This window comes from Variovorax sp. AC103, assembly GCF_979254005.1.
Genome location: NZ_CEEDFC010000005.1, coordinates 29,505 through 52,983, shown reverse-complemented (window position 1 = coordinate 52,983; position 23,479 = coordinate 29,505). Strand labels below are relative to the sequence as shown.

Annotated in this window: 26 protein-coding genes; 19 read left to right on the top strand and 7 right to left on the bottom strand. The window is 67.6% G+C overall.

Annotated features, from left to right (window positions below; genetic code table 11):
• Positions 1-63: 63 nt before the first annotated feature.
• The 5 genes from AC0IYU_RS08890 (at position 64) to AC0IYU_RS08870 (ending at position 4,353) form a co-directional block, all read left to right on the top strand.
• Positions 64-729, top strand: coding sequence for a 4Fe-4S dicluster domain-containing protein (locus AC0IYU_RS08890; protein WP_472115377.1), 666 nt, complete (start codon positions 64-66; stop codon positions 727-729).
• Between the two features lie 4 nt (positions 730-733).
• Positions 734-1,666 (top strand): dimethyl sulfoxide reductase anchor subunit family protein, encoded by a 933-nt coding sequence (locus tag AC0IYU_RS08885; RefSeq protein WP_435487843.1) that lies wholly within the window; start codon positions 734-736, stop codon positions 1,664-1,666.
• A 37-nt stretch (positions 1,667-1,703) separates the two neighbouring features.
• A complete protein-coding gene (locus tag AC0IYU_RS08880) occupies positions 1,704-2,600 on the top strand; it encodes a LysR family transcriptional regulator (protein ID WP_435487844.1) in 897 nt (298 codons plus the stop codon).
• A 76-nt stretch (positions 2,601-2,676) separates the two neighbouring features.
• Positions 2,677-3,324 (top strand): 4-carboxy-4-hydroxy-2-oxoadipate aldolase/oxaloacetate decarboxylase, encoded by a 648-nt coding sequence (locus AC0IYU_RS08875; protein WP_472115374.1) that lies wholly within the window; start codon positions 2,677-2,679, stop codon positions 3,322-3,324.
• A gap of 51 nt (positions 3,325-3,375) precedes the next feature.
• Positions 3,376-4,353, top strand: coding sequence for a Bug family tripartite tricarboxylate transporter substrate binding protein (locus AC0IYU_RS08870; RefSeq protein WP_472115370.1), 978 nt, complete (start codon positions 3,376-3,378; stop codon positions 4,351-4,353).
• A gap of 211 nt (positions 4,354-4,564) precedes the next feature.
• Here the strand turns inward: AC0IYU_RS08870 and AC0IYU_RS08865 are convergent, their stop codons facing one another.
• Positions 4,565-5,494 carry an SMP-30/gluconolactonase/LRE family protein gene (locus AC0IYU_RS08865; protein WP_472115367.1) on the bottom strand — a complete coding sequence of 310 codons (930 nt, stop codon included), beginning with the start codon at positions 5,492-5,494 and terminating at the stop codon, positions 4,565-4,567.
• Between the two features lie 133 nt (positions 5,495-5,627).
• Between AC0IYU_RS08865 and AC0IYU_RS08860 the strand changes: the two genes are divergently transcribed.
• Positions 5,628-6,068 carry a hypothetical protein gene (locus AC0IYU_RS08860; RefSeq protein ID WP_472115364.1) on the top strand — a complete coding sequence of 147 codons (441 nt, stop codon included), beginning with the start codon at positions 5,628-5,630 and terminating at the stop codon, positions 6,066-6,068.
• 21 nt (positions 6,069-6,089) lie between these two features.
• Here the strand turns inward: AC0IYU_RS08860 and AC0IYU_RS08855 are convergent, their stop codons facing one another.
• Positions 6,090-6,311, bottom strand: coding sequence for a hypothetical protein (locus AC0IYU_RS08855; RefSeq protein ID WP_472115361.1), 222 nt, complete (start codon positions 6,309-6,311; stop codon positions 6,090-6,092).
• A 169-nt stretch (positions 6,312-6,480) separates the two neighbouring features.
• Between AC0IYU_RS08855 and AC0IYU_RS08850 the strand changes: the two genes are divergently transcribed.
• The 5 genes from AC0IYU_RS08850 (at position 6,481) to AC0IYU_RS08830 (ending at position 13,818) form a co-directional block, all read left to right on the top strand.
• Complete coding sequence (locus AC0IYU_RS08850) at positions 6,481-6,987, top strand: sigma-70 family RNA polymerase sigma factor (protein ID WP_435495917.1); 507 nt, start codon at positions 6,481-6,483, stop codon at positions 6,985-6,987.
• Positions 6,984-8,012: a FecR domain-containing protein gene (locus AC0IYU_RS08845; RefSeq protein ID WP_472115358.1), complete on the top strand. Its 1,029-nt coding sequence runs from the start codon at positions 6,984-6,986 to the stop codon at positions 8,010-8,012. The genes AC0IYU_RS08850 and AC0IYU_RS08845 overlap by 4 nt, the downstream gene beginning before the upstream one ends.
• A 132-nt stretch (positions 8,013-8,144) precedes the next feature.
• Positions 8,145-10,619 carry a TonB-dependent siderophore receptor gene (locus tag AC0IYU_RS08840; RefSeq protein WP_472115354.1) on the top strand — a complete coding sequence of 825 codons (2,475 nt, stop codon included), beginning with the start codon at positions 8,145-8,147 and terminating at the stop codon, positions 10,617-10,619.
• A gap of 2 nt (positions 10,620-10,621) precedes the next feature.
• Positions 10,622-11,347, top strand: a complete 726-nt coding sequence (locus AC0IYU_RS08835) for a hypothetical protein (RefSeq protein WP_472115351.1) — start codon at positions 10,622-10,624, stop codon at positions 11,345-11,347.
• 8 nt (positions 11,348-11,355) lie between these two features.
• Positions 11,356-13,818, top strand: coding sequence for a PepSY domain-containing protein (locus AC0IYU_RS08830; protein WP_472115348.1), 2,463 nt, complete (start codon positions 11,356-11,358; stop codon positions 13,816-13,818).
• Positions 13,819-13,859: 41 nt separating this feature from the next.
• On the opposite strand, the gene AC0IYU_RS08825 is transcribed toward AC0IYU_RS08830, so the two are convergent.
• Positions 13,860-14,273 (bottom strand): hypothetical protein, encoded by a 414-nt coding sequence (locus AC0IYU_RS08825; RefSeq protein WP_472115345.1) that lies wholly within the window; start codon positions 14,271-14,273, stop codon positions 13,860-13,862.
• Between AC0IYU_RS08825 and AC0IYU_RS08820 the strand changes: the two genes are divergently transcribed.
• Positions 14,272-14,619, top strand: coding sequence for a type II toxin-antitoxin system prevent-host-death family antitoxin (locus AC0IYU_RS08820; protein WP_472115342.1), 348 nt, complete (start codon positions 14,272-14,274; stop codon positions 14,617-14,619). The two genes, AC0IYU_RS08825 and AC0IYU_RS08820, sit on opposite strands and share 2 nt — an antisense overlap.
• Entirely contained in the window at positions 14,619-15,266 is a 648-nt protein-coding gene (locus AC0IYU_RS08815; protein ID WP_472115339.1) for an AAA family ATPase, read from the top strand. The genes AC0IYU_RS08820 and AC0IYU_RS08815 overlap by 1 nt, the downstream gene beginning before the upstream one ends.
• Before the next feature lie 36 nt (positions 15,267-15,302).
• On the opposite strand, the gene AC0IYU_RS08810 is transcribed toward AC0IYU_RS08815, so the two are convergent.
• The 4 genes from AC0IYU_RS08810 to AC0IYU_RS08795 form a co-directional block, all read right to left on the bottom strand.
• Positions 15,303-15,575 carry a hypothetical protein gene (locus AC0IYU_RS08810; protein WP_472115336.1) on the bottom strand — a complete coding sequence of 91 codons (273 nt, stop codon included), beginning with the start codon at positions 15,573-15,575 and terminating at the stop codon, positions 15,303-15,305.
• A 55-nt stretch (positions 15,576-15,630) separates the two neighbouring features.
• Complete coding sequence (locus AC0IYU_RS08805) at positions 15,631-16,092, bottom strand: hypothetical protein (protein WP_472115333.1); 462 nt, start codon at positions 16,090-16,092, stop codon at positions 15,631-15,633.
• 112 nt (positions 16,093-16,204) lie between these two features.
• Positions 16,205-17,230 carry a tyrosine-type recombinase/integrase gene (locus AC0IYU_RS08800; protein WP_472115330.1) on the bottom strand — a complete coding sequence of 342 codons (1,026 nt, stop codon included), beginning with the start codon at positions 17,228-17,230 and terminating at the stop codon, positions 16,205-16,207.
• A gap of 120 nt (positions 17,231-17,350) precedes the next feature.
• The gene (locus AC0IYU_RS08795) at positions 17,351-18,292 is read right to left on the bottom strand and encodes a LysR family transcriptional regulator (RefSeq protein ID WP_472116129.1); all 942 of its coding nucleotides are present in this window, start codon (positions 18,290-18,292) and stop codon (positions 17,351-17,353) included.
• Positions 18,293-18,417: 125 nt separating this feature from the next.
• On the opposite strand from AC0IYU_RS08795, the gene AC0IYU_RS08790 reads away from it, so the two are divergent.
• Genes AC0IYU_RS08790 through AC0IYU_RS08765 form a run of 6 tightly spaced genes read left to right on the top strand, consistent with a single transcriptional unit; the run spans position 18,418 to position 23,460 of the window.
• Positions 18,418-19,083 (top strand): RraA family protein, encoded by a 666-nt coding sequence (locus AC0IYU_RS08790; RefSeq protein ID WP_472115327.1) that lies wholly within the window; start codon positions 18,418-18,420, stop codon positions 19,081-19,083.
• Positions 19,084-19,142: 59 nt separating this feature from the next.
• A complete protein-coding gene (locus tag AC0IYU_RS08785; protein ID WP_472116126.1) occupies positions 19,143-20,339 on the top strand; it encodes a pyridoxal phosphate-dependent aminotransferase in 1,197 nt (398 codons plus the stop codon).
• A 47-nt stretch (positions 20,340-20,386) separates the two neighbouring features.
• Positions 20,387-21,205, top strand: coding sequence for an ABC transporter substrate-binding protein (locus AC0IYU_RS08780; protein ID WP_472115325.1), 819 nt, complete (start codon positions 20,387-20,389; stop codon positions 21,203-21,205).
• A 27-nt stretch (positions 21,206-21,232) separates the two neighbouring features.
• Entirely contained in the window at positions 21,233-21,931 is a 699-nt protein-coding gene (locus tag AC0IYU_RS08775) for an amino acid ABC transporter permease (RefSeq protein ID WP_472115322.1), read from the top strand.
• Positions 21,932-21,934: 3 nt separating this feature from the next.
• Positions 21,935-22,708 (top strand): amino acid ABC transporter permease, encoded by a 774-nt coding sequence (locus AC0IYU_RS08770; RefSeq protein WP_472115319.1) that lies wholly within the window; start codon positions 21,935-21,937, stop codon positions 22,706-22,708.
• A complete protein-coding gene (locus AC0IYU_RS08765; RefSeq protein ID WP_472115315.1) occupies positions 22,705-23,460 on the top strand; it encodes an amino acid ABC transporter ATP-binding protein in 756 nt (251 codons plus the stop codon). The genes AC0IYU_RS08770 and AC0IYU_RS08765 overlap by 4 nt, the downstream gene beginning before the upstream one ends.
• The last annotated feature ends 19 nt before the right edge of the window (positions 23,461-23,479 follow it).

Genomic DNA, 23,479 nt, shown 5'->3' with positions numbered 1-23,479 from the left:
GAAGGATTTGATGGCCCCGGTATCGCTCCCTCCCCCAGAGGGGGAGGGAGTCATGCCAACACCGTGCGCGCCGAGCCCGGCGAAACCCTGGCCAAGCAACTCGCCCTCGTCATCGACCTCAACGTCTGCGTCGGTTGCCACGCCTGCGTCACCTCCTGCAAGCAATGGAACACCTCCGGCAGCGCCGGTCCGCTGGCCGACGAGCGCCCTTACGCCGCCGACCCCACCGGCACCTTCTTCAACCGCGTGCAGACCTACGAGGCCGGCGCCTTTCCCGCCACCGAGACCATCCACTTCCCCAAGAGCTGCCTGCACTGCGAAGACCCGCCGTGCGTGCCCGTGTGCCCCACGGGCGCAAGCTACAAGCGCAAGGAAGACGGCATCGTGCTGGTCGACTACGACAAGTGCATCGGCTGCAAGTACTGCGCGTGGGCCTGCCCCTACGGCGCGCGCGAGCTCGACGAAGAACGCCAGGTCATGACCAAGTGCACCCTGTGCGTGGACCGCATCTACGACGAGCAGTTGCCCAAGGAAGACCGCAAGCCCGCCTGCGTGAAGGCCTGCCCCACGGGCGCGCGCATCTTCGGCGACGTGAAGGACCCGGACTCCGATGTCTCCAAAGCCATCCGCGAGCGCGGCGGCTACCAGCTGATGCCCGAGTGGGACACGAACCCGGCCAACCAGTACCTGCCGCGGCACATCACGCAGCCGGCGCAGGCACCGGAGTAGCCGCATGCATCCCGCGTTCTCGATTCTTTTCTTCACCACGCTGGCAGGCGCCGCGCAGGGGCTGGTGTTCACGCTCGCGCTGGCCGCGCTCTTCGGGCTGGAACTGGCGCCGGGCTTCTTGAGCCTGGCACTGGGTGTTGCCGAGGTGCTGTTGGTGGCGGGCCTGGCCGCATCGTTCATGCACCTGGGCCGCAAGACACGCGCATGGCGCGCGGTGCTGATGTGGCGCACCTCGTGGATGTCGCGCGAGGTCATCGTGCTGCCGGCGTTCATTGCGCTGGTGGGGCTGTGGTGGCTGTCGCTGCACTTCGGCTTCGGCGCGCCGTGGTCGTGGCTGTTGCCGCTGGGGGTGCTGTGTGGCGCTGTGCTGCTCTGGTACTGCACCGCGATGATCTACGCGTGCCTGCGCTTCATCGAGGAATGGGCGCATCCGCTGACCGTCGTCAACTTCACGCTGATCGGGTTGTCGTCGGGGCTGATGCTGGCCTGTGCGATGGCGGCGCTGGCTGGCGAAGCGCGCTTCGTGCAGGTGTTCGGGCCGTGGGCGCTGGTCGCCACGCTGGCGGCCTGGGCGGCGCGCGGCAAGGCGCTGCGTCGCAATGCAGGCATCCGCCACAAGTCCACGCTGCAGTCGGCCACAGGCATCCGTACGCACAAGCTGGTGCAGAAGTCGATGGGCATGTCGGCCGGGTCGTTCAACACGCGCGAGTTCTTTCATGGTGCGTCGCTGGTGGCGCTGAAGAACATGAAGCTCGGCTTCCTGCTGCTGGCCTTCGTGGTGCCTGCGCTGCTGGTGGTGTGGGCCATGGCGAGCGCGGCCGTCGTGCCCTGGTTGCTCGCGGTGGCGGTGCAGGCGCCGGGCCTGCTGGCCGAGCGCTGGTTCTTCTTCGCGCAGGCGAAGCATCCGCAGAACCTGTATTACCAGGTGGTGTCGTAGCTCTCGAAACCCCGAAGCCGTGGCACGATGCGCCGCCATGAACTTCCGTCAATTGCGCTACTTCTGCGAGGTGGTCGACAGCGGCACCCTCGCGCGGGCTGCGGAACGCTTGTTCGTCGCGCCCACCGCCATCAGCATGCAGATCGCTCAACTGGAGCAAGGCCTCGGTGGTGCCTTGTTCGATCGCACCGCCAAGCCCATGACGCTGACGCCGCTCGGGCTGTTCTTCCTGCCTCGGGCCAGGGAATTGCTGGCCAACGGCCAAAGGCTGGAAGAAGAGACCCGCGACGTGGCCACGGGCAAGAGCGGCTGGCTCGGCATCGGCTTCGTTCGCTCGCTGCTCAACTCCATCGTGCCGGCCGCGGTGCGGGCCTTTCGGCACAAGCACCCCGACGTCAAGCTGGAACTTGTCGAACTGCTGTCCGAACACCAGCCGGCGCAGCTGCGCAGCGGACGCATCCACATCGGCCTGTCGCGCTTCGCCGCGCCGCCGGAGCCGCCCGCGGACCTGCGGCATGTGGCGCTTTTCGAAGATCCGTTCGCCGTCGTCGTTCCAGCGGATCACCGGTCGGTCAAGCGCGGCAGGATCTCCCTGGCCGAGCTGTCGAAATTGCCGCTGATCAGCTACCCCAAGGACCCGCAAAGCTCCTTCGCACAGCAGGTGATCGCGCGGCTGCGCGAGGCAGGTGCCGAGCCGCGCGTGGGGCACGAGGCCATCGAGATCCACACCGCGCTCGGACTCGTCGCCGCAGGCCTTGGCTTTGCAGTCGTGGGCGCCTCGGTGGCGCAGCGCGGGCAGAGCGACGTGGCCTTCGTCAGGCTGGCCGAACTCAAGGCCTGTACCACGGTGGTGGCCGTGACGCGCGTCGACGAAGAGGGACCGCTGGTCGCTTCGATGCTCAAGACCCTGGCATCCGCGCGGCCTGCGTCGTAGAACTTCAGAATAGCTGAAGATATCTGCAGAAAACGGCAATATCGTTCACGAGTTCATGGGGTGATCATCCGCACCCATGAGACAAGAATCACACGACACGGCCCTTGAGCGCCTGCGCCAGCTGGGCACGGCCACCGTCTACGAGGCGCAGGGTGCGCGCGGCGCGTTCGACAGCGGGCTGAAGCCGCTCGATCCGGCCAGCCGCCTCGTGGGCCCGGCCCTCACGGTGGACATGCGGCCCGCGGACAACCTCATGCTGCACTATGCGCTGCTCAAGGCGAAGCCGGGCGACGTGCTGGTGGTCGACGCCAAGGGCTTCATGGAGGCCGGCCCGTGGGGCGATGTGCTGACGGAAGCGGCCTTGGCGCGCGGCGTGGCGGGCCTCGTCATCCACGGCGCGGTGCGCGATGCCGAGGCCATCGTACGGACGGGCTTTCCGGTGTTCTGCCGAGGGCTTTCGATCAAAGGCACCGGCAAGCACCAGCCCGGGCTGTTGAACGTGCCCTTGTGCATCGGCGACGTCTTGGTTCGGCCGGGCGACATCGTCGTCGGCGACCGCGACGGCTTGGTGATGGTGGAGCGCGATGCCGTCGACCTCGTGCTGGCGAGCGCAATGGCCCGCGAGGAGAAGGAGGCCGGATTCCGCCGCGCGATCGCGAACGGAAGTTCCACCGCGGAACTGCTCGGCCTGACCGACACCCTGCATCGCCTCGGCCTGCATTGAGGCGCGTGCGCACCACGGCCAGAACAACGAAACCCCCAGGAGACAAAACCCATGAACAAGCGAACCGTCCTCAGGCTCTGCGCATGCGCAGCCGCGTTGGCAGCCACTGCATCCGCACTCCCGGCCTTCGCGCAGGCCTATCCGCAAAAATCCATACGCCTGATCGTTCCGTGGCCTGCGGGCGGTGCGACTGACTCGGTGGGCCGGTCGGTCGCCGAAGCCTTGCGTGTGCAACTGGGGCAGCCCGTCATCGTCGACAACATTGCCGGCGCAGGCGGCAACATCGGCACGCAGCAGTTCGTGCGGCAACCGCACGATGGCTACACGCTGCTGCTGGCCACGAGCTCGACCAACTCCGCCAACCCCTACCTCTACAAGCGCACTGGCTTCGACCCGATCAAGGACTTTGCGCCGGTCGCATCCCTGGCCGTCATACCGAGCGTGATGGTGGTGGCGGCCGGCTCACCCTACAAGACGCCCGCGGACATCGTCAATGCCGCCAAGGCCAAGCCGGGCTCGCTGTCCTTCGGTTCGGGCGGTGTCGGCAATTCGGCGCATCTGGCGGGTGAGCTCTTCAAATCGGTGGCCGGCATCGACGTCATTCACGTGCCCTACAAGGGCAGTGCGCCGGCGTTGACCGACGTGATGGCAGGCCAGCTTGACTACATGCTCGACACCGGCGCGTACGGCCAGGTCAAGGGCGCAAAGATCCGCGCGATTGCCGTTGCCTCGGACAGGCGTCATCCGATGCTGCCGGGCGTGCCGACCTTCGACGAGCTCGGGATCAAGGGCATGCACATGAATGCCTGGTATGGACTGGCCGCACCGGCGGGCACACCACCCGCGGTGGTCGAGCGGCTCAACGCGGCGGTGCAAACGGCCTTCAAGAGCGGGGACCTGAGCAAGCGGCTGGCTGACATCGGCGCCGAAGTGAAACCTGGCGACGCCGCAAGCTTCGCCGGCTTCTGGAAGTCCGAGCTCGAGCGTTACGCGGGTCTTGTGAAGCTCACTGGCGCATCATTGGATTGATGAGCACAGGCATCGCGCTGCTAGACGCACCGGGCGCTCGTCGACCGCCCAGCGACGCAGTGAAGCCCGAGCTCACGCTCGAGTGCAGCACCTGCGCTGTCATGAGCGCGCTAGGCCGTAGGGGCCGCTATGCAGGCGAGGTCGACAACGACCAGCGCGTGCAGCGGTTCACGTGCGATGGAAGCGCGATTGGGGGAGCAGGGCAGCCGGCTCAGGCCCCGTAGTTCAGCGCCAGCCCCGGCGTGGGCCAGTCGTCGATGGCAATCAGCCGTCCGCTGCCCGAGAGCGTGATGAACGCCGTGCGGCGGTCGGGGCCGCCGAAGCAGATGTTGGTGGTGTAGCGGTCGGGCAGCGGCACGTGCTCGACGGTGGCGCCGTCGGGCGCGACGATGCTGATCCCGCCGTGCAGCAGCGTGGCCACGCAGAGGTTGCCCAGCGCGTCGACGGCCATCGAATCGAAGCGCTGGTAGTGGCCGCCCGGCGAGGCGCAGAGCATGCGCCCGCCATGCGGCGACGGGCAGCCGTCCTTTCGCACGCGGCCTGGCGCGTCGATGTCGAAGGCCCAGACGCGCGCACCTTCGGTCTCCGCGTAGTAGAGCGTTTGCCCGTCGGGCGACAGGGCGATGCCGTTGGGCGTCATCACCGGCCGCGCGATGGCGTGTGCTGCGCCGCCGTCGGCGTGGCCGTAGAACAGGCCGCCGCGGTCCATGTCTCGCTCGCGGGTCTTGCCCAGGTCGGTGAAGTAGAAGCCTCCGTGCGCGTCGAACACGATGTCGTTGGGCCCGCACAGCGCGCTGCCATCGACCGTGTCGTACAGGCGCTCGGCGCGTCCGGTGGCGAGGTTTACGCGTTCGACGCGGCCGCCCGAATAGTCTTTGGCCTGGCCGACGGGGCGCAGGCAGCCGTCGGCTTCGGTGTGCCATTGGAAGCCGCCGTTGTTGCACACGTACACCGCGCCGTCGGGCCCTATGGCCGCGCCGTTGGGCCCGCCGCCCAGGTCGGCCACCTTCTGCACCAGGCCGTCGGCGCGCACGCGGGTGAGGGTGCCGCGCGCAATCTCGACCAGCAGCACCGAGCCGTCGTCCATGGCAATCGGGCCTTCGGGAAACTGGAGGCCGGTGGCGAGTTCACGGATGCGCATCGGAGCTCCTTGAATGGGCTTTGAGGCCGACCAGTTTGCTACGGGCTGCCTGCGTCGTGAGGATGGTCGTGCGTTTTTTTTGCGCCAAGTCCTACGCCCGCCCACTGCCGAGAAACAGTCAGATGGGGCCACCATGCAATCAAGCTTTCTGGACCACGCGCTCCTTCTTCTTCAGCAGCACGCCTATGCAAGGGTCTTGTGCGAGTTTCATCGCATGGAGGAGTCGCGGTGTCGGGCGGTCGATGTCACGACCCACGGCATGGTGAAGGCACAGGTGCGTTTGGCAGTCTGCGAACGGCGTCTGGCGGCGTACCGGGACCAGCTGACGGACCCAGACAAGGCGGCCGCCGTTCGGGTGGCGCGGGCGTTGTACCTGCGGTTTCTGTTGAGCAGCGCGGCTACGCGGCTGCAGCCTTGGTGCGACGGCGAAGACCTGTCGCACATGCCGCGCTCGCACATGTTCGAATGGATCGCGCACGACTACGAGCAGCTCGAACTTGCTGCGCTGGAAGATGCGATGACGCCGGCTGAAACGGCGTTGTACGCGCGGTCCCTGGAGGGCGTGGACGACTGAAATCCGGGGTTCAGGGCGGCGCTACCAGCGCTTCCACCAAGGGCTGCGCGCCTGGCGCAGTTCCAGGTGGCGGGTGTCCAGCTCGTGCCTCGGCGGTGGCGGCGCACCCGCCATTCGTCTCAGTTCGACCTCCAGCGCATGCGCGATGCCGCGCGCGTTGTGATCACCTCGCAAGGCGCGCCTGCGCCACTCCGCAGCGAGGGTTGCAAGGCCGTTCTGGTCCAGGTTTTGTGCTTCCACCATGGGCGGTGAGTCTTCCATGGCGCCCTGCAGGTGCTTGTAGGCGCAACGGTCGAACGCGCGTGCGTGGAAATTACATGGCGCTACATCCTGGCCGTCTCACGAGTTCGCTACAATTGAGAACTATTCGTATTAATCCAGGGCGCGGTGCATTCTGCTGCGCGTAGAACCCATGCCGGCCGCCGAGTTCGTGTTGCAGCACGAGGTGCAATCGCTTTACAGCAACCACCACGGGTGGCTGCACGGCTGGCTGCGCAAGAAATTGGGCTGCTCGCACCACGCGGCCGACCTCGCGCACGACACCTTCGTGCGTGTGCTGAGCAAGACCGGGCCGGTGGCCGCGGCCGAACCGCGCGCTTACCTCGCAACCATCGCGCACGGCCTGGTGGTCGACTTCCACCGGCGCCGCGCGCTCGAACGCGCCTATCTCGAGACGCTCGCCGCGCTGCCGGAGCCGCAGACGCCGTCGCCCGAGGAGCGCGCCCTGGTGCTGGAAGCGCTCACCGCCATCGACGCGATGCTCGACGGCATGAAGCCGCCGGTCCGCCAGGCTTTCATCCTGTCGCAGCTCGACGGGCTGACCTACAAGGAGATCGCCGAGCGGCTCCATGTGACGGTGCGCACGGTGAACAACTACATGCTCAAGGCGCTGGAGCACTGCTACCTGCTGGCGCCGTGAAGCCCGCCTTCGAACGCACCCCGGACAGCGGTGGCATCGCGCTGCTGGCCCCCCGCGAAGCCGAGGTCCGCCGGCATGCGATTGCCTGGTACGCGCGCCTGTGCTCGGGCGAGGCGACCGATGCCGACCGCGAGGCCTGGCAAAGCTGGCACCACGCACACCCCGACCATCGGCGCGCGTGGCAGCGGTTGGCGTCGATGCAGACGACCCTCAGGCGCGTGCCCGGGCACATCGCCGCGCCCACCTTGCGCGCGGCCCAGCCCGAGCGGCGGCGCGTGCTGCGCGGCCTGGCGGTCCTGGCCTCGGGCGGCTCGCTCGCGTACCTGTCCTGGCAGGCGGCGGACATGGGCGGCGTGCAGGGCGGCTGGCGCGCCTGGCTGGCGGACTACCGCACGGGCACCGGCGAGCAACGTTCCGTGCTGCTGGCAGACGGATCGCAGCTGATGCTGAACACCCGCACCTCGGCGGACGTGGCCATGGACGCATCGCATCGGCTCGTGACGCTGCGCGACGGCGAGATCCTCGTCGAGACGGCCAAGCCGCAAGCGCCCGCCGCCAGGGATGCGCGGCCCTTCATGGTGGCAACGCCGCAGGGCCGCATCCTTGCGCTGGGCACGCGCTTCACCGTGCGCACCGAGGGCGAGCGAACGGCCGTCACGGTGCTGGAAGACGCCGTCGAGATTCGCGCCGCGCAACGGCCCGGGCAGGTGGTGACGCTGCGCGCGGGCCAGCAGGTGAGCTTGGGCAGCGACGGCATCGGCGAGCCGGTGCAGGCCGATGCCGGCGCGGCCGACTGGTCGCAGGGCAGCCTGGTCGTGAACGACTGGCGGCTCGACGAGGTGGTGGCCGAACTCTCGCGCTACCGGCGCGGACGGCTGGTGTGCGACGCGGCGGTGGCCGGCATCCGGGTGTCAGGGGCGTTTCCGCTGGACGACACCGACAAGGCGCTGGCCGTCCTCACGCGGGCGTTTCCGGTGCGTGCGAGCGGCATGACGCGCTACTGGGTGTCGCTGGTGCCGGCCTGAGCGCGCGGCTGCTCTTGCCGCGTTGCAAAAAAATTCTTCGCCATTTCTTTCATCTTTTTCGGTTTCGTTCGGCCTACCCCTAAGAACCATGGCGAGTGCCATGGACAGCCCTCCATGCCGAAGGAAGCCCGAATGCCCGTGCCCCCGTCTCCCACCCCCGTTCGCAAGGCGCTGTGCCTGCTGGCGGCCGTCCTTGCGATGCCGCTTGCGGCCGCTGCCGCCGAGCCCGCCGCCGGCGCCCCTGCGCAAAGCGCTGCAACCAAGGCCTACCGCATCGAGGCCGGACCGCTGGCGTCAGTGCTGGGGCGCTTTGCCGCGGCCTCGGGCGTGGCGCTGTCGTTCGACCCCGCGAGCACGAAGGACCTGAAGTCGGGCGGCCTGCAAGGCCACTACACGGTGCGCGCGGGATTCGCCGCGCTGCTGTCGGGCACGGGCCTGGAGGCGGTGGAAGGTGGCGCGGGCGAGTTCACGCTGCGCAAGTCCGCACCGGCGCAGGCGGCGTCCGCGGCAGACGCCGAGGACGCCGACGGCACGCTGCCCGCGGTGCGCGTGGTGGCCCGCGCGGCGCCCGTGCCGGCGGACGCCGACGACCGCTACCAGCCCACGCCCGACGCATCGACCCTGCGCACGACCGCGCCGGTGCTGGAGATTCCGCAGGTGGTGAACGTGGTGCCGGCGCAGGTGGTTCGCGACCAGCGCCCGCGCAACATCGACGACGCGCTCACCAACGTCAGCGGCATCAACCAGGGCAACACCCTGGCCGGCACGCAGGACACGATCATGAAGCGTGGCTTCGGAGGCAACCGCGACGGCTCGATCATGCACAACGGCATGCCGCTGGTGCAGGGCCGCGGCATGAACGCGGCGGCCGAGAGCGTCGAGGTGCTCAAGGGCCCGTCGTCGCTGCTGTACGGCCTGATGGACCCGGGCGGTGTGGTCAACGTGGTCAGCAAGAAGCCGCAGTTGCGCCAGCGCACCTCGCTGTCGCTGCTGGGCTCGGGCTATGCGGGCGGGCGCAACGGCAGCGGCGCCACGCTGGACACCACCGGTCCCATCGGCGAGAACGGTCTCGCGTACCGGTTGATCGCCGACCATGTGGACGAGGACTACTGGCGCAATTTCGGCAGGCACCGCGAGACGCTGGTGGCGCCCTCGCTCGCCTGGTACGGCGACGACACGCAGGCCGTGTTCTGGTACGAGTACCGCAAGTACGTGACACCCTTCGACCGCGGCACCGCGCTCGACCCGCGCACCCAGCGCCCGCTCGAGCTGCCCAGGACGCAGCGCCTGGACGAGCCCTTCAACGAAATGAGCGGCGAGACGCATCTGGCGCAGCTGTCGGTCGACCACCAGTTCGGCGGCGGCTGGGCCGGCCATGTGAACCTGAGCTACAACCGCGAAACCTACGACGCCAACCAGCTGCGCGTGAACGGCATCAACACCACGCGCGGCACGCTCGCGCGCAGCAACGACGCCACGCACGGGGCGCTGAGCACCGACAGCTACGCCACGGCATACGTCGACGGCACGCTCGAGGCGGCCGGCATGCGCCACGACCTGCAGCTCGGCTGGGACGCCGAGTACCGCAAGATCTACCGCGCCGACCTGCTGCGCCAGGCGACCACGCGCACCTTCAACTACATCTTCCCGGTGTACGGGCTCGAGGCCCCGTCCAGCACCGTGTCTGCCAGCGACAGCGACCAGACCGACCGCTTGCACAACCAGTCGCTGTTCCTGCAGGACTCGATTCACCTGAGCGACCGCTGGATCGCGGTGGCCGCGCTGCGCTATCAGGCATGGACCCAGCTGGCGGGGCGCGGGCGCCCGTTCAAGGTCAACACCGACACCGACGGCTCCAAGCTGCTGCCGCGCCTGGGGCTGATCTACAAGTGGAGCGACACGGTGTCGCTGTACGGCAGCTACACCCAATCGCTGAAGCCGGCCTCGACCATCGCGCCGCTGTCGAGCGGCTATGTGCTCGACGCGTCGGTGAAGCCCGAAGAGGCCAAGTCGTGGGAGCTGGGCGCCAAGCTCGACCTGCCGGGCGGCATGACGGGCACCGTGGCGCTGTTCGACATCCACAAGAAGAACGTGCTGGTCTCGCAGTTCAACGACGTGACCAAGCTGACCGACTGGCGCACCTCGGGCGCGGCCCGCTCGCGCGGCCTGGAGGTGGACGTGGCGGGCCAGCTGAGCAAGAACTGGAGCGCGATTGCAAGCTACGCCTACATCGACGCCAAAACCACGGAAGACCCGTTGTACGCGGGCAACCGGCTGTGGAACGTGGCGCGCCAGACAGCGTCGGTCTCGGTGGTGTACGACTTCGGCCAGGTGTTCGGCGGCGAAGGCCGGCTGCGCCTGGGGGGCGGTGCGCACCACGTGGGCAAGCGTGCGGGCGATTCGGCCAACAGCTTCGAGTTGCCGGGCTACACCACCGTCGACGCATTCGCCACCTACGACACGCGCCTGTACGGCAAGAAGGTGAAGTTCCAGTTGAACGTGAAGAACCTGTTCGACAAGACCTACTACCCGTCGGCGGCGAACACCTATTTCATTTCCATGGGCGATGCACGGCAGGTTTCGTTCCTGACCACCTTCGAGTTCTGAAGATGAAGGACGTGTTTCACGCCAAGAAAATCAACCGGCGGCTCGCCGTCTTCCTGCTCGCGTGCGGCCTTGGCGCCGGCGTCCATGCCGTGCAGCCGGCGGGCCAGGAACGCAAGTTCGTGGTGATGCTGGTGCAGCGCGACGGACCGAGCCTGCCGGTCGACGAGAAGCTCAGGCAGCACCTCGAGAGCCGCGGTTTTGCCGTGGCCTTGCAAGACCAGTCGGCCGCGCCCACCGTGGCGGCCGGCGCGGACCTCGTCGTCGTCTCGTCCAGCGTCGCGGCCAAGGACGTGAACCCCGCGTGGCGCCAGCTGCCCGTGCCGTTGCTCACCTGGGAGAACGACCTGCTCGACGACCTCGCCATGACCGGCAAGCGGCACGACACCGACTTCGGCGAGGCCGCGAAAGAACGCTACGTGTGGCTCGTCAACGCGCCGCATCCGATGGCGGCGGGTTTGCCGGCCGGTGTGACCAACGTCCACGTCAAGCAGGCCGGCATGAGCTGGGGCAAGCCCGGGCTGGGCGCCACCACCATCGCCACGCTGTACGGCCAACCCGAGAAGGCGGCGATCTTCGGCTACGAGAAGGGCGCCACCATGGACTACGAGTCACTCGCGCCGGCGCGGCGGGTGATGTTCTTCCTCGGCAACGACACCTTCACCAACCTCTCGCCGGCCGGCCGGCTGCTGTTCGACGCAGCGGTCGACTGGGCCGCCGGCAACCGCTGAAACAACAGATGAAATTTCCCTCGCTGCGCCAGCTCTGGTTCCAGTTGCACTGGTTCGTCGGCATCACCGCTGGCACGGTGCTGATCGTCATCGGCCTGAGCGGCGCGGTGCTGTCGTTTCGCGAGGAAATCATCGATGCCCTCAACCCGCACGGGCGCCATGTGCCGGCGCAGGCCGTGCAGCCGCTCACGCCGCCGCAACTGCTGGCGGCCGTGCGGCAGGCGTGGCCCGAACGGCAGGTCGGCACGCTCGCGCTGTTCGCAAAGCCCGGCGCTGCGGCGCGCGTGATCTTCGTGCCGCCGAAGGGCGAGCGGCGCGGCGAAACCGTCTACCTCGACCCCTACACGGCCACCGCGCTGCCGCCGCTGGCCGGCACGACGTTCTTCGAATGGGTCGAGGCGCTGCACCGCTGGCTGCTGTTGCCACGCGAACCCGGGCGCGTGGCCACCGGCGTGATGGCCGTCGGGCTGCTGCTGCTGTCGCTGTCCGGCCTGTACCTGCGCTGGCCGCGCCGCGTGCGCGACTGGCGCGCCTGGTTCACCTTCGACCCCGCGCTCAAGGGGCGCTCGTTCCTGTGGGGCCTGCATTCGGTGATGGGCACCTGTGCGCTGCTGATGTACGTGGTGTTCACCACCAGCGGGCTGTACTGGGCCTTCGATGGCCTGCGCGATCGCGTGGACGCATGGGCCGGCTACCCGCGCGTGGCCGCGCAGCAGGCGCGCACGGCGCCGCGCGTGCGCAACATGGCGCGCGACGATGCCGCCGCGGTGGACATCGCACCGGCATGGGCCACCTTCGATCGGCACGCGAAAGAGACCGGTGGCTGGAGCGAAGTCATCCTGCGCGTGCCTTCCGGCGCCGCGCCGTCGGTGCTGTTCACCTGGCTCGACACGGCGCCCGCGCACGAACGCGCGCGCAACCGCATGACGGTGAAGCTGCCCGGCGGCGACGTCGCGCAGGACGAACGGCATGACGCCAAGTCGGCGGGCGGGCGCTTCCTGGCAGCGATCTATCCGCTGCACATGGGCTCCTATTTCGGCCTGCCGGGTCGCATCGCGATGATGCTGGCGGCCTTGATGCTGCCGGTGTTCTCGGTGACCGGATGGCTGCTGTACCTCGACCGGCGGCGCAAGAAGCGCGTGGTGCGCGCCGAGCGGAGCGCGCTCGCGGCGACGCTGCGCCCGGCCGATGGCACTGCATCCGCATTCGCACCGGAGCGCGTGCTGGTGGCTTTCGCGAGCCAGTCGGGCACGGCCGAAGGCATCGCGATGCGCAGCGCCGCCGCCCTGGAAGCGGCCGGCCTGCCCGTGACCGTGGCATCGATGGCGCGGCTCGACCCCGCGCAACTGCGCGAGCACCAGCGCCTGCTGATCGTCGCCAGCAGCTTCGGCGAGGGCGGCCCGCCCGACGCCGCGCGGCGCTTTGCACAACGGCTTGCGCAGGTCGGTGGCGAGGCGCTGTCGCACCTGCGCTATGGCCTGCTCGCGCTGGGCGACCGGCACTACGAGCGCTTCTGCGGCTTCGGCCACACGCTCGACCACGCGCTGGTGTCGGCCGGCGCGCAGTCGCTGTTTCCGATGGTCGAGGTGGACAACGGCGATGCCGGGGCGCTCGCGCTGTGGCGGCGGCAACTGGGCGCGCTGCGGGGGGCGTCGACCGGCGCCGGCGGCGAGCTTCTGGCTGATGCGGGCGATGCCGACGATGCGGTCGACGCCGTCGAGCCCTTCGCGGTGTGGACGCTGGCCGCGCGCCGCCTGCTCAACCCAGGCAGCCTGGGCCCCTCACTCTACGAGATCGAACTCGCTGCCGGGCAGGGCGGCCTGCCGAACTGGGAACCCGGCGCGCTGGTCGAACTGCGGCCGAGCCCCGCCGTCGCAGCGCGGCGTTACTCGGTGGCGTCGGTGCAGACCGAGGGGCACCTGCGGCTGCTGGTCCGACAGGCGCGCCATGCGTCGGGGTTGGGCCTTGTTTCCGGCTGGCTCACCGCGCAGGCGTCGCCGGGCGCGGACGTGGAACTCCGGCTCGTGGCCAATCCAGGCTTCGCGCTCGTGGCGGACGAGCGACCGTGCATCTTCATCGGCAACGGCTCGGGCTATGCGGGCCTGCGGGGGCATTTGCGTGCGCGCGTGGAGCGTGGGCATGGCCGCAACTGGCTGCTGTTCGGCGAGCGGCAGCGCGCGCACGACGCCTTCTTCGCGCAGGAGGTGGCGCAGTGGCAGGCGGAAGGCCGGATAGAGCGCGCGGACTTCGCCTTCTCGCGCGACCAGCCCGAGCGCATCTACGTGCAGGACCTGCTGCGCGACGCCTCGGTCGAGCTGCGCCGCTGGATCGACGAAGGCGCGGTGGTGTACGTGTGCGGCAGCCTGAACGGCATGGCCGGCGGGGTCGATGCCGTGCTCGAGGACATGCTGGGGCGCGCCGCCCTCGACGACCTCGTCGCGCAGGGCCGCTACCGCCGGGACGTGTACTAGGAGGTAGCGGACCCGCCCAATCGGATGACGCTGGGCCTGACTCAGGCCTGGGCCCATTCCCGGCTCAGCTCTTCGTGCCCTTTCGCCGTGATGCGCGACACCACCGCAGATTGGTAATCGCGAAAGCGACCGCACAGCTCCAGCGGCGGATAGATCTCCGCCTCGACCAGCCCGACCGCCTTCAGCACCGCGATGTGCTTGATGGCGGCCGGTTCATTGACGCGAAAGGGGAATGGCGCGTTCTCGATTTCCATGAGGTATTCGATGGGCATTTCATTCGCATGCAGGCCTCGTTGGTTCTGTTGGAAAAAACCTTCCGGCCGTACGCGGGGCCGGAACGTGCGCGATGGTCGCAATGCGGCGTGGGAGATGGCGCATCGGGCGGCCTCGTTGCGTGCCAGAGATTTGGCTAATTTAGCCATTTTTGCCATAATGACGTCAAAGGAGCATCCCATGGCCGCCGTCCTGCCCAGCCTCAACGACCTGCCGCGTCAAAACGCCTCCCACGTCAAGAACCGCTGGGGCGACGTGGTGCGCCAGGTGCAGGAGTCCGGCAGCGTGGCCGTCACCAACCATTCGACGGTGGAGATGGTGCTGCTGACCGCGGCCACCTACAACCAGCTGGTGGAAGACGCGCAGGCGCTCAAGGCGCGAGAGCAGTCGGTGCTCGACGAACTCGGCCGCCGCTTCGATGCGCGGCTCGGCGTGCTGCAGCAGCCGGGCGCGGCGCAGCAGGTGGGCAGCCTGTTCGCGGCCAAGGGAAAGCTGGGGCGCCGCCCCAAGGCGGGTGACACCTTCTGATGGCGGCGGCCGAGCGCCCGTTCATCCTGGTGCTGGCCGGCGTCAATGGCGCCGGCAAGAGTTCGGTGGGCGGGGCATTGCTCGCCGAGCACGGGCTGAGCTGGTTCAACCCCGACACCTGTGCCCGCGAACTCATGGCGCAGCTGGGGCTGACGCCCGAAGACGCGAATGCCCAAGCATGGAACCTGGGGCGCGACAGGCTCGAGGCCGCGATCGCTCGACGCAGCAACTACGCCTTCGAGACCACCCTGGGCGCGAACACGATTCCCGCCATGCTGGCCGCAGCCGCGGCGACCCACGACGTGGTCATGATTTTTTGCGGGCTCGCGTCGCCGGAGCAGCACCTGGCCCGTGTGCGCGCAAGGGTGGCGCACGGCGGCCACGAAATTCCCGAGCACAAGATCCGCGAGCGCTGGGTGGCGTCTCGCGCCAACCTGATCCAGTTGATGCCGGCGCTGGCGCGGCTGCAGGTGTTCGACAACAGTGCCGAAGCGCTGCCCGGCGGCGAGATCGGAGACCCCGTGCTGGTGCTGGAGATGAGCCAGGGGCAGGTCGATTTCCCCCAAGCCGATGACGCCGTGGCGCTGGCGGCAACGCCGGGATGGGCCAGGCCCATCGTCCAGGCCGCCTTCGAATTGCGGGGCTGAGGCGCGCAGCAGGCCAAGCCTGAGGCCTTCAAGCGGTCAGATGCGCTGCGTTCGAAGCCTTGGCGCTGCGCCGTTCGACATCTGGCGCAACCACTCGAGCTGGCTTTTCTCCTGCGCGTCACGCAGGCTCTTCGCGGCGCGGGCCGCGGCGTAGCCGGCAAACAGGGCCTCGATGGCCCGGTGCCAGGCCTGCATCGCCGGGGCCGGCTCCAGGGATTGGGCCTGGGTCAGCGACGGCTCGGGGGGCGCATCCGGCACCGCGAAGCCGTTCTTTCGCAGGATGATGGCTTTCTGGATGGATGTAAGCATGAAGAAGGCATTGCGATCTTCGTGCCAGCTTTGTCCAGCGCCTTCATCCGAGGCCTCAGCTGCAGGAAAGCTTCATGGCCTCGATGCGGCCGCCGAAGCCCAGCTTGCGCACCAGGCCGCCTTCACGGCTGTTCGGCGCAAAGCTCACCGTGCGGTCCTTGAACATGGCGTGCTCGTACACCTCGAGGGTGGCGCGCGGGCCGACGCTCACGCTGTCGATGTCGCGCTTGAGCTGCCTGGCGGTTCCCTTGTCCATGCTCTGCACCTGAGCTGGTCCGACCAGTGTGACGAAGTCGCCCTGGAAGTCGCGCTTCGAATAGAACTGGGCCCAGCATCCCGAGGCCAGGGCCGGATCCTGGATGCGCACGGGCACCAGCAGGATGGTCGGGTCGGGTTGGTTGTCGATCCCCGATGCGGTGCTCGCGGTGGGCGCATTGCTGGCGCATGCACCGAGTGCGAGTGCGCCGGCGATCAGGAGGGTGCGGGAAACGAGGGAACTGGAGACGGAAAAATTCATGGGTCTGTGCCGGAGGCAAGCTTTCGATTTCGAAGCGACAACCTTAACGACCCGCCGCGCCGCGGGCGTAGGAGGGAGCCCCAAAGGGCCGTGGCCGCCGCCCGCGCCGCCGTCAGATGACATCCGCCGGGCCGACCACCACGCGGCTGTACTTGCCCATCGCCTCCGGATCGATGCCGAGCCATCTGGCAACCTGCTCGACCGGCGTGCCGCGGCGCAGCTGGCGCAGCGCAAAGGTGTGCCGCAACCGGAACGATCCGCCATCGGCGGCTTCCACGCCTGCTTCTTCCAGCACTGCCCTGGCCGCCTTGTAGTGCGCCTCCTTGCTCCAGGGTTTGCCGCTGAGCGTCGATGGCAGCAGGTTGTCGCCGAGGATGCGCGCCTCGGCGCGGACTTCGAGCCAGTGCTGCAGCAACTCGCCGGCCCAAGGCGCGATGGGTGTCTCGCGCGGGGGCAGGTTGCCGTTGCCCGGCACCGAGACTTTCCAGGGCCTGCCGCGCACACGTCCGCCCGCGGACACCGGCGCAAACATCGTCAATGCGCGCACGTCCCCCGGGGCGAGCCCGCCACCCAGCTGCAATGCCACCGCGGTGCGGTTGCGAAGCTGCTGCCAGCTGAAGGCGCGATGGGCGTCGCGCCGCGGTCCCGAAAGACCGGGCCGCGGCCGCGCTTCGGAAAGGAAAGTGATCAGCCGTCGCGCCTCGGGCACCGAGAGAAAGTCGGGCAGGGGGTCGGACTGCGCCGCTTCGGCGTAGCGGATGTCCGGATGCACCGCGAGCCAGTCGGACGCCGCGGTGTTGGGCGGCTCACCGGTTTGTGCCGCGTGGTGGCGCAGCACCCGATCGATGAGCCGCAGCAGCCGCAGCGCATGGCGCGGCGAGAGCGACTGGTCGGCGGCCTTCATGCCATAGCGCGCGGCCTGGAACGCCTCGAGATCGCGCACGTCGAGCGTGTCGAGGTCGACAACTGGCGACTGGCCCAGGCACCACGCGACGAAACTGCCCCACATGTCGCGATAAACCGCAATCGATCCCGTTTGTCGCAGCGAACCCGCCGCGCGCTGGTCCGCCAGCCAGCGGTCGAAGGCCAGGCGATGGTTTTCGTCGGAGTGCGGGGCAAAGAGTGAAAGGGTGCTCATGGAAATCACTAACGGCCAAAGTGTCTCTTGCTAGCGGGATGGTTTTTGCTTCATCGAGTTAGAGGGTTGCGTTGGTTGGGGCGCAGTGTCATGAAGGCCCTGAGCGATGCGTCTTGCCGCCTACGATACATATGGCTTTCCAGCTTCCCAGGGAGACGCTGGGGATGAAATATCGAACATCCGACTGAAGTCGCAGCACTCCTGCGACAGCATGACGATCGAGGAGATCAGCGTGCTCCGCTGGTCTCCCTTGTACATTGCCACGTAGGTCATTTCGGGCGGAGCCGGCGTGCACGGAACGACCATCAGCGAGCCGTTGGCCACCATGGGTGCCAAGCACTCCTCTGGCATGCAGCCGATGCCCAGGCCGGACATGGTCAGACCCATCATCGCCACGAGGTTGTTCACGATGATGACGTCGCTCGGCTGCACGCCCAGCGACTTCATCCAGCTGTTGTGTGCCGTCCCTGCACCCGACCGGCTGCCCTGCAGCAGCAGCCGGCGCGATGCCAACTCATGCAGCCTGAAGCGCTTACCCGGCTCCACGAAGCCGGGCTTGCACATCCACACGCTGGAGAACCGGCCTACCACGTGGTTCGGCAGGTGAGCCTCCGCGAACACATCCGGCACAAGTACCAGATCGAGTTCGTCGCTCAGCAACTTGTCCTTCAAGTTGCCGCTTGCATCCACGTCGGGCTCGATGGTCACCTTGGGGTAGTAGCGCTGGATCGCCTCCACGACACGGTGCAGCCATGTCATGGCGGTGAACTCGGTCACGCCGATGCGCACGCGGCGCTCGATGACTTCGGGCTTCCCGATCTGGTCGATGGCTGCGTCCCTTTGCTCCAGCAACTTCTTGGCGAGCACGAACATTTCCTCGCCTTTTTCCGTCAGGCGTGCGGTGCGCTGGGTGCGGTCGAACAACTCCAGGTCGAAGCCAGCTTCCAGCTCGTGCACGCGTTTCGACACGGCGGAGGTCGAGGTGTGCAGTTTCTGGGCGGCTTGTGAGAAGCCGCCCGACTGCACGACCCAATACAGGGCCTCCAACTGCTTGAACGTCATCATGGTCAGGCAAAACCCTTGTCGGTTTCTTTTTCTTCCACAAAACTACCGGAAAAAATTCGCTTTTTGAAATTTTAGGCAACTTTCACAATCCTGACATTCAATCGATTTCGAGGGCTGTGTCCATGGTTACTTCCAGTTTTGCCGTTCATCCCACGCCGGCGGCCGCCTCGCTGGAGATGCTGGCCGCGTTCCAGAACGTGGCCACGCCGCACATCAGCGACAACCTGCAGCGCCTGAGTGGCATCGTCGGCTTGCAGCGCTTTCACCGGCAGCGCAAGCTGGTGGGCACGGCGATCACGGTCAAGACCCGCCCGGGCGACAACCTGCTGATCTACAAGGCGCTGATGAACGCCGCGCCGGGCCACGTGCTGGTGGTCGACGGCGGCGGCGACACGACCAACGCGCTGGTGGGAGAACTCATCATGCGTTACGCCCTGCAGCGCGGCTGCACCGGCATCGTCATCGACGGCGCCATCCGCGACGCCGCCGCCTTCCACCACGCCGACTTTCCCTGCTATGCCCGCGCGGCCACTCACCGGGGCCCCTACAAGAACGGGCCCGGCGCGGTCAACGTGCCGGTGTGCGTGGGCGGGCAGGTCGTGCAGCCAGGTGACATGGTGGTGGGCGACGAGGACGGCATCGTGACCTTTGCGCAGGCCGAGGCGCCGCGCCTGCTCGAAGCGGTGGCACAGACCGAGCGCTTCGAAGCCGCCATCAAGGCGGAGATTGCCAACGGCAACGCGCAGCAGTCGTGGCTCACCAAGGCATTCGCGCCGCACGGCCTCTGACGGTGCCGAGCGCCCCGCATCGTTCCCTTTCAATTTTTTCGGAGAGTCCCGTGAACACCTTGTTGGCCCATCGCCTTGGCGGCGTCAAACCTTCTCCCAGCATGGCCGCGAAGACGCGTGTGGATGCCATGCGCGCGGCAGGCCGCCGCATCGTCGACTTCACCATCGGCGAGCCCGACTTCCCAACGCCGCCCCACATCGTCGAAGGCGGGGTCGCGGCCCTGCTGGCGGGGCACACGCGCTACACAGCCTCCAACGGCACGCCGGCCCTGCGCCAGGCCATTGTCGACAAGCTGCTGCGCGAGAACGCGCTGACGTACAAGCCCGAGCACATCGCCGTGGGCAACGGCGCCAAGCACATCATCTACAACGCCTTTGCCGCCACGCTAAACGAGGGCGACGAAGTGATCGTTCCCGCGCCCTACTGGGTCTCGTACCCGGACATGGTGGCGCTGCACGGCGGCACGCCGGTGGTTGTGCCCAGCAGCGCCGCCGAAGGCTTCAAGCTGACGCCCGCCGCGCTCGAGGCAGCCATCACGTCGCGCACGCGCTGGCTGGTGCTGAACACGCCCAACAACCCCACGGGCGCGGTTTACACGCGAGGCGAACTGGCCGCGCTCGGCGAGGTGCTCGAGCGCCACCCGCAGGTGTGGCTGATGACCGACGAGATCTACGAGCACTTCGTGTACGGCGGCGCGGCGCATGTGTCGCCGCTGAACGTGGTGCCCGCGTTGGCCGAGCGCACGCTGATGATCAACGGCGTGTCCAAGGCCTACGCCATGACGGGCTGGCGCATCGGGTACGGCGCGGGGCCGGCGGCGCTCATCAAGGCCATCACGCTGCTGCTGTCGCAGAGCACCTCGTGCCCCGGCTCGATGAGCCAGGCCGCAGCGGCGATCGCGCTAGACGGGCCGCAGCACACCGTGACCGAGGCAGCAGCCCTGTTCGAAACGCGCCGAGACCGCATGGTGCAGATGCTGCAGGCGGTGCCGGGCTTCACTTGCTCGCCGCCGGACGGCGCGTTCTATGTGTTCCCCAGCGTGGCGGGGCTCATCGGGCGGCGCACGCGGGCGGGGCAGCTTCTTGCATCCGACGTCGATGTGGTGCTCTACCTGCTGGAGCACGCCGGCGTGGCAGCGATCGACGGAACCTCATACGGCATGCCCAATCATCTGCGCATGTCCTTCGCCACGGGCATCGACGTGATCGACCAAGGTGGCCAGCTGCTGCAGGCCGCAGTGGCCGAGTTGAGCTGACCTGATCTGACATCTTTTTTGTTCCACGCAACCTTTCGGAGTAGACCATGAACAAGACCGCATCGACGCTCATCGCCGGCGCCTGCCTGGCGCTGTTGTCCAACCTGGCGTGTGCAGACCAGCTCGCCGACATCAAGGCCAAGGGGGTGTTCGTTTGTGGCACCCTGGGTACGGCGGAGCCGTTCAGTTTTTCCAACGCGCAGACGCGCGAGGTGGAAGGCTACGACGTGGACTTCTGCAAGGCCCTGGCCAAGGCGATGGGCGTGAAGCTGGAGCTGAAGCTCATCTCGGTGGCCGCGCGCATTCCGGAGTTGCAGCAAGGCCGTGTCGACTCGGTCATTGCCAACCTGGGCTGGAGCGCCGAGCGCGCCGAGCAGATCGCCTTCAGCAACCAGTACTTCGCCAGCGAGCAGAAGGTGGCAGCCCGCAAGGACAGCGGCTTCACCACGCTAAAGGACCTGAACGGCAAGCGTGTAAGCGCGGTAAAGGGATCGAGCTCGGAGATGCTGGTGCGGAAGGTGATTCCGGGCGCGACCACCATCACCTTCCAGGACCCACCGAACGCCTTCCTGGCCATGCAGCAGGGCAAGGCGGACGGGTTCGCGGTGTCGGAGCTGAACCTTGTGAAGTTCCGCCAGCAGTCCGAGGCTACCGTGCCCATCGTGATGCTGGAGCCCTCGCTGGTGCTGGAGCCCTGGGGCATCGGCATGCGCAAGGAAGAGGCGGGCTTCATCCAGCAGGTGAACGCCACGCTGGAGGCCATGGAAAAATCCGGTGAGGCGCAGCAGATCTTCAACAAATGGCTGGGCACCGGCACGCCGTACAAGATGCAGCGCGGCTTCAAGATCGAGCCAATCAAGGGCTGAGCGGGGCCATGCAGCAAGGCGCACGCCATGGGTAGCAAGCTCGATTTTTCCGTTCTGACGCGCGGCGAGTATCCGCAGTGGATATGGCACGGCGTGCTCACCATGTTCGAGCTCACGGCGGCAGTCTGGCTGTTTGCCATGGTTCTGGGCGTGGTGCTCGCGGTGGTGCGCATGTCGGACAGCCGCGTGGCGAAGGCCTGCGTGGCCAGCTACGTGGAGTACCACCAGAACGTGCCGATGCTGGTGCAGGTTTTTCTCTGGTACTTCGGCATGCCGGCGCTGTTGCCGCACGCGGCGCAGCAGTGGCTCAACGCGCACAACAGCGAGTTCCTGCTGGCCTTCATCGCCATCGGCCTGTGCATGGCGGCCTATGTATCCGAAGGGCTGCGCGGCGGCATCCGGTCGATTCCGAAGTCGCAGCTGGAGGCCGCGCGCGCCATGGGCCTGTCGTACCTGCAGGCGTCGCGCCTGGTGGTGGTGCCGCAGGCGCTGCGCATCGCGCTGCCCACGCTGGTGAGCCACACGGTGCTGCTGTTCAAGAACACCAGCCTCGCGATGACGGTGGGCGTGGCGGAGCTGACCTACGCCACGCGCGAAATCGAAAGCCAGTCGTTCAAGACGGTGGAGGTGTACCTGCTCTCGACGGTGATCTACCTGGGCGTGTCGCTGCTGATCATGAGCGCCGGCGCCGGGCTTGAAAACCGCTACCGCATCCGCACGAGGTAAGCCGTGGACAGCATTCTTTTCATCCTGCGCGAGTACGGCGTGCTGCTGCTCGTGGGGCAATACCCGAACGGGCCGCTGGGCGGGCTGGCAATCACGCTGGTGCTCTCCGGGCTGGGCCTGGCGCTCGCCTTTCCGCTGGGCGTGGCCATTGCGCTGGCGCGCATGAGCGCATCCGGCTGGCTGCGCTTTCCCGCCGCAGCGGTCGTGTACGTGGTCCGCGGCGTGCCGCTGCTCATGTTCATCTTCTGGGTGTACTTCTTCGTGCCGGTGATCACGGGCCGCACGGTGAGCGGGTTCACGACGATGGTAATCACGCTGGTGATCTACCAGGCGGCGTACCTGGCCGAGATCGTGCGCGCGGGCATCGAGGGCCTGCCGAGCGGGCAGACCGAAGCGGCGCGCGCCGTGGGGCTGAACTACCGCCAGACCATGACCAAGGTGGTGCTGCCGCAGGCGCTCTACAACATGGTGCCGGCGTTGGTGAGCCAGTTCGTCTCCACCATCAAGGAAACCTCGCTGGGTTACGTGATCAGCGTGAATGAGGTGACCTTCGCGGCCAACCAGATCAACAGCTCTCTAATGACGCAGCCGTTCCAGGTGTACTTCGTTCTCGCGGCCATCTACTTCTGTCTGTGCTTCTCGCTCACGCGGCTGGCACGCTGGCTCGAGCGCCGCATCACCAGGCGGCGCGAAGGCAGCTACAGGGCCACGCCCACCGCCGTCGCCGCCGCCACGTCTGTCACCTACCCGCCCATCGTTCCCAAGCAGGCCGCATGATCATGTCTTCCAGCAACACCCCCCTCATCGCCTTCGATCTCGTGAACAAGTGGTACGGCGACTACCGCGCGTTGAACGACATCAGCGCGGAGGTCCGCAAGGGCGAGGTCGTGGTGGTGTGCGGGCCCTCGGGCTCGGGCAAGTCGACGCTGATACGCACGGTGAACCGACTGGAGAACATCCAGGGCGGAACCATTCGCTTCGATGGGCAGGACGTGCACGCGCCATCGGTCGACCTGAACAGCTTCCGCAGCCAGGTGGGCTTTGTGTTCCAGAGCTTCAACCTTTTTCCGCACCTGTCGGTGGCGCAGAACATCATGCTCGGCCCTGTGACGGTTCGAAAGCACAAGCGCGCGCAGGCACGTGCCCGCGCGCTGGAACTGCTCGAGCGCGTGGGCCTGGCTTCGAAGGCCGATGCGTTTCCTGGCCAGCTGTCTGGTGGCCAGCAGCAGCGCGTGGCCATCGCGCGCGCGCTGGCCATGGACCCGCCGGCCATGCTGTTCGACGAACCCACCAGTGCGCTCGACCCGGAGATGGTGGGCGAGGTGCTGCAGGTGATGAAGTCGCTGGCGCGCGACGGCATGACGATGATGTGCGTGACGCATGAGATGAACTTCGCGCGCGAAGTGGCCGACCGCGTCTGGTTCATGGACCAGGGCTGCCTGGTGGAAGCGGGCGCGCCGGGCGAATTCTTCTCGAAGCCGCGCAGCGAACGAGCCCGCAAATTCCTTGCGGATTTGCGCTCGCACTAACTTGCACTGGTGGGTGCAT

What these genes read in the sequence shown, in the direction of transcription:
- AC0IYU_RS08825 (WP_472115345.1), bottom strand. Translation starts at nt 14,273, where the DNA reads ATGGGATGCTCCTTTGACGTCATTATGGCAAAAATGGCTAAATTAGCC.
- AC0IYU_RS08810 (WP_472115336.1), bottom strand. Translation starts at nt 15,575, where the DNA reads ATGCTTACATCCATCCAGAAAGCCATCATCCTGCGAAAGAACGGCTTC.
- AC0IYU_RS08880 (WP_435487844.1), top strand. Translation starts at nt 1,704, where the DNA reads ATGAACTTCCGTCAATTGCGCTACTTCTGCGAGGTGGTCGACAGCGGC.
- AC0IYU_RS08840 (WP_472115354.1), top strand. Translation starts at nt 8,145, where the DNA reads ATGCCCGTGCCCCCGTCTCCCACCCCCGTTCGCAAGGCGCTGTGCCTG.
- AC0IYU_RS08805 (WP_472115333.1), bottom strand. Translation starts at nt 16,092, where the DNA reads ATGAATTTTTCCGTCTCCAGTTCCCTCGTTTCCCGCACCCTCCTGATC.
- AC0IYU_RS08795 (WP_472116129.1), bottom strand. Translation starts at nt 18,292, where the DNA reads ATGACGTTCAAGCAGTTGGAGGCCCTGTATTGGGTCGTGCAGTCGGGC.
- AC0IYU_RS08830 (WP_472115348.1), top strand. Translation starts at nt 11,356, where the DNA reads ATGAAATTTCCCTCGCTGCGCCAGCTCTGGTTCCAGTTGCACTGGTTC.
- AC0IYU_RS08780 (WP_472115325.1), top strand. Translation starts at nt 20,387, where the DNA reads ATGAACAAGACCGCATCGACGCTCATCGCCGGCGCCTGCCTGGCGCTG.
- AC0IYU_RS08850 (WP_435495917.1), top strand. Translation starts at nt 6,481, where the DNA reads ATGCCGGCCGCCGAGTTCGTGTTGCAGCACGAGGTGCAATCGCTTTAC.
- AC0IYU_RS08860 (WP_472115364.1), top strand. Translation starts at nt 5,628, where the DNA reads ATGCAATCAAGCTTTCTGGACCACGCGCTCCTTCTTCTTCAGCAGCAC.
- AC0IYU_RS08875 (WP_472115374.1), top strand. Translation starts at nt 2,677, where the DNA reads ATGAGACAAGAATCACACGACACGGCCCTTGAGCGCCTGCGCCAGCTG.
- AC0IYU_RS08835 (WP_472115351.1), top strand. Translation starts at nt 10,622, where the DNA reads ATGAAGGACGTGTTTCACGCCAAGAAAATCAACCGGCGGCTCGCCGTC.
- AC0IYU_RS08820 (WP_472115342.1), top strand. Translation starts at nt 14,272, where the DNA reads ATGGCCGCCGTCCTGCCCAGCCTCAACGACCTGCCGCGTCAAAACGCC.
- AC0IYU_RS08885 (WP_435487843.1), top strand. Translation starts at nt 734, where the DNA reads ATGCATCCCGCGTTCTCGATTCTTTTCTTCACCACGCTGGCAGGCGCC.
- AC0IYU_RS08790 (WP_472115327.1), top strand. Translation starts at nt 18,418, where the DNA reads ATGGTTACTTCCAGTTTTGCCGTTCATCCCACGCCGGCGGCCGCCTCG.
- AC0IYU_RS08815 (WP_472115339.1), top strand. Translation starts at nt 14,619, where the DNA reads ATGGCGGCGGCCGAGCGCCCGTTCATCCTGGTGCTGGCCGGCGTCAAT.
- AC0IYU_RS08765 (WP_472115315.1), top strand. Translation starts at nt 22,705, where the DNA reads ATGATCATGTCTTCCAGCAACACCCCCCTCATCGCCTTCGATCTCGTG.
- AC0IYU_RS08775 (WP_472115322.1), top strand. Translation starts at nt 21,233, where the DNA reads ATGGGTAGCAAGCTCGATTTTTCCGTTCTGACGCGCGGCGAGTATCCG.
- AC0IYU_RS08855 (WP_472115361.1), bottom strand. Translation starts at nt 6,311, where the DNA reads ATGGTGGAAGCACAAAACCTGGACCAGAACGGCCTTGCAACCCTCGCT.
- AC0IYU_RS08870 (WP_472115370.1), top strand. Translation starts at nt 3,376, where the DNA reads ATGAACAAGCGAACCGTCCTCAGGCTCTGCGCATGCGCAGCCGCGTTG.
- AC0IYU_RS08800 (WP_472115330.1), bottom strand. Translation starts at nt 17,230, where the DNA reads ATGAGCACCCTTTCACTCTTTGCCCCGCACTCCGACGAAAACCATCGC.
- AC0IYU_RS08865 (WP_472115367.1), bottom strand. Translation starts at nt 5,494, where the DNA reads ATGCGCATCCGTGAACTCGCCACCGGCCTCCAGTTTCCCGAAGGCCCG.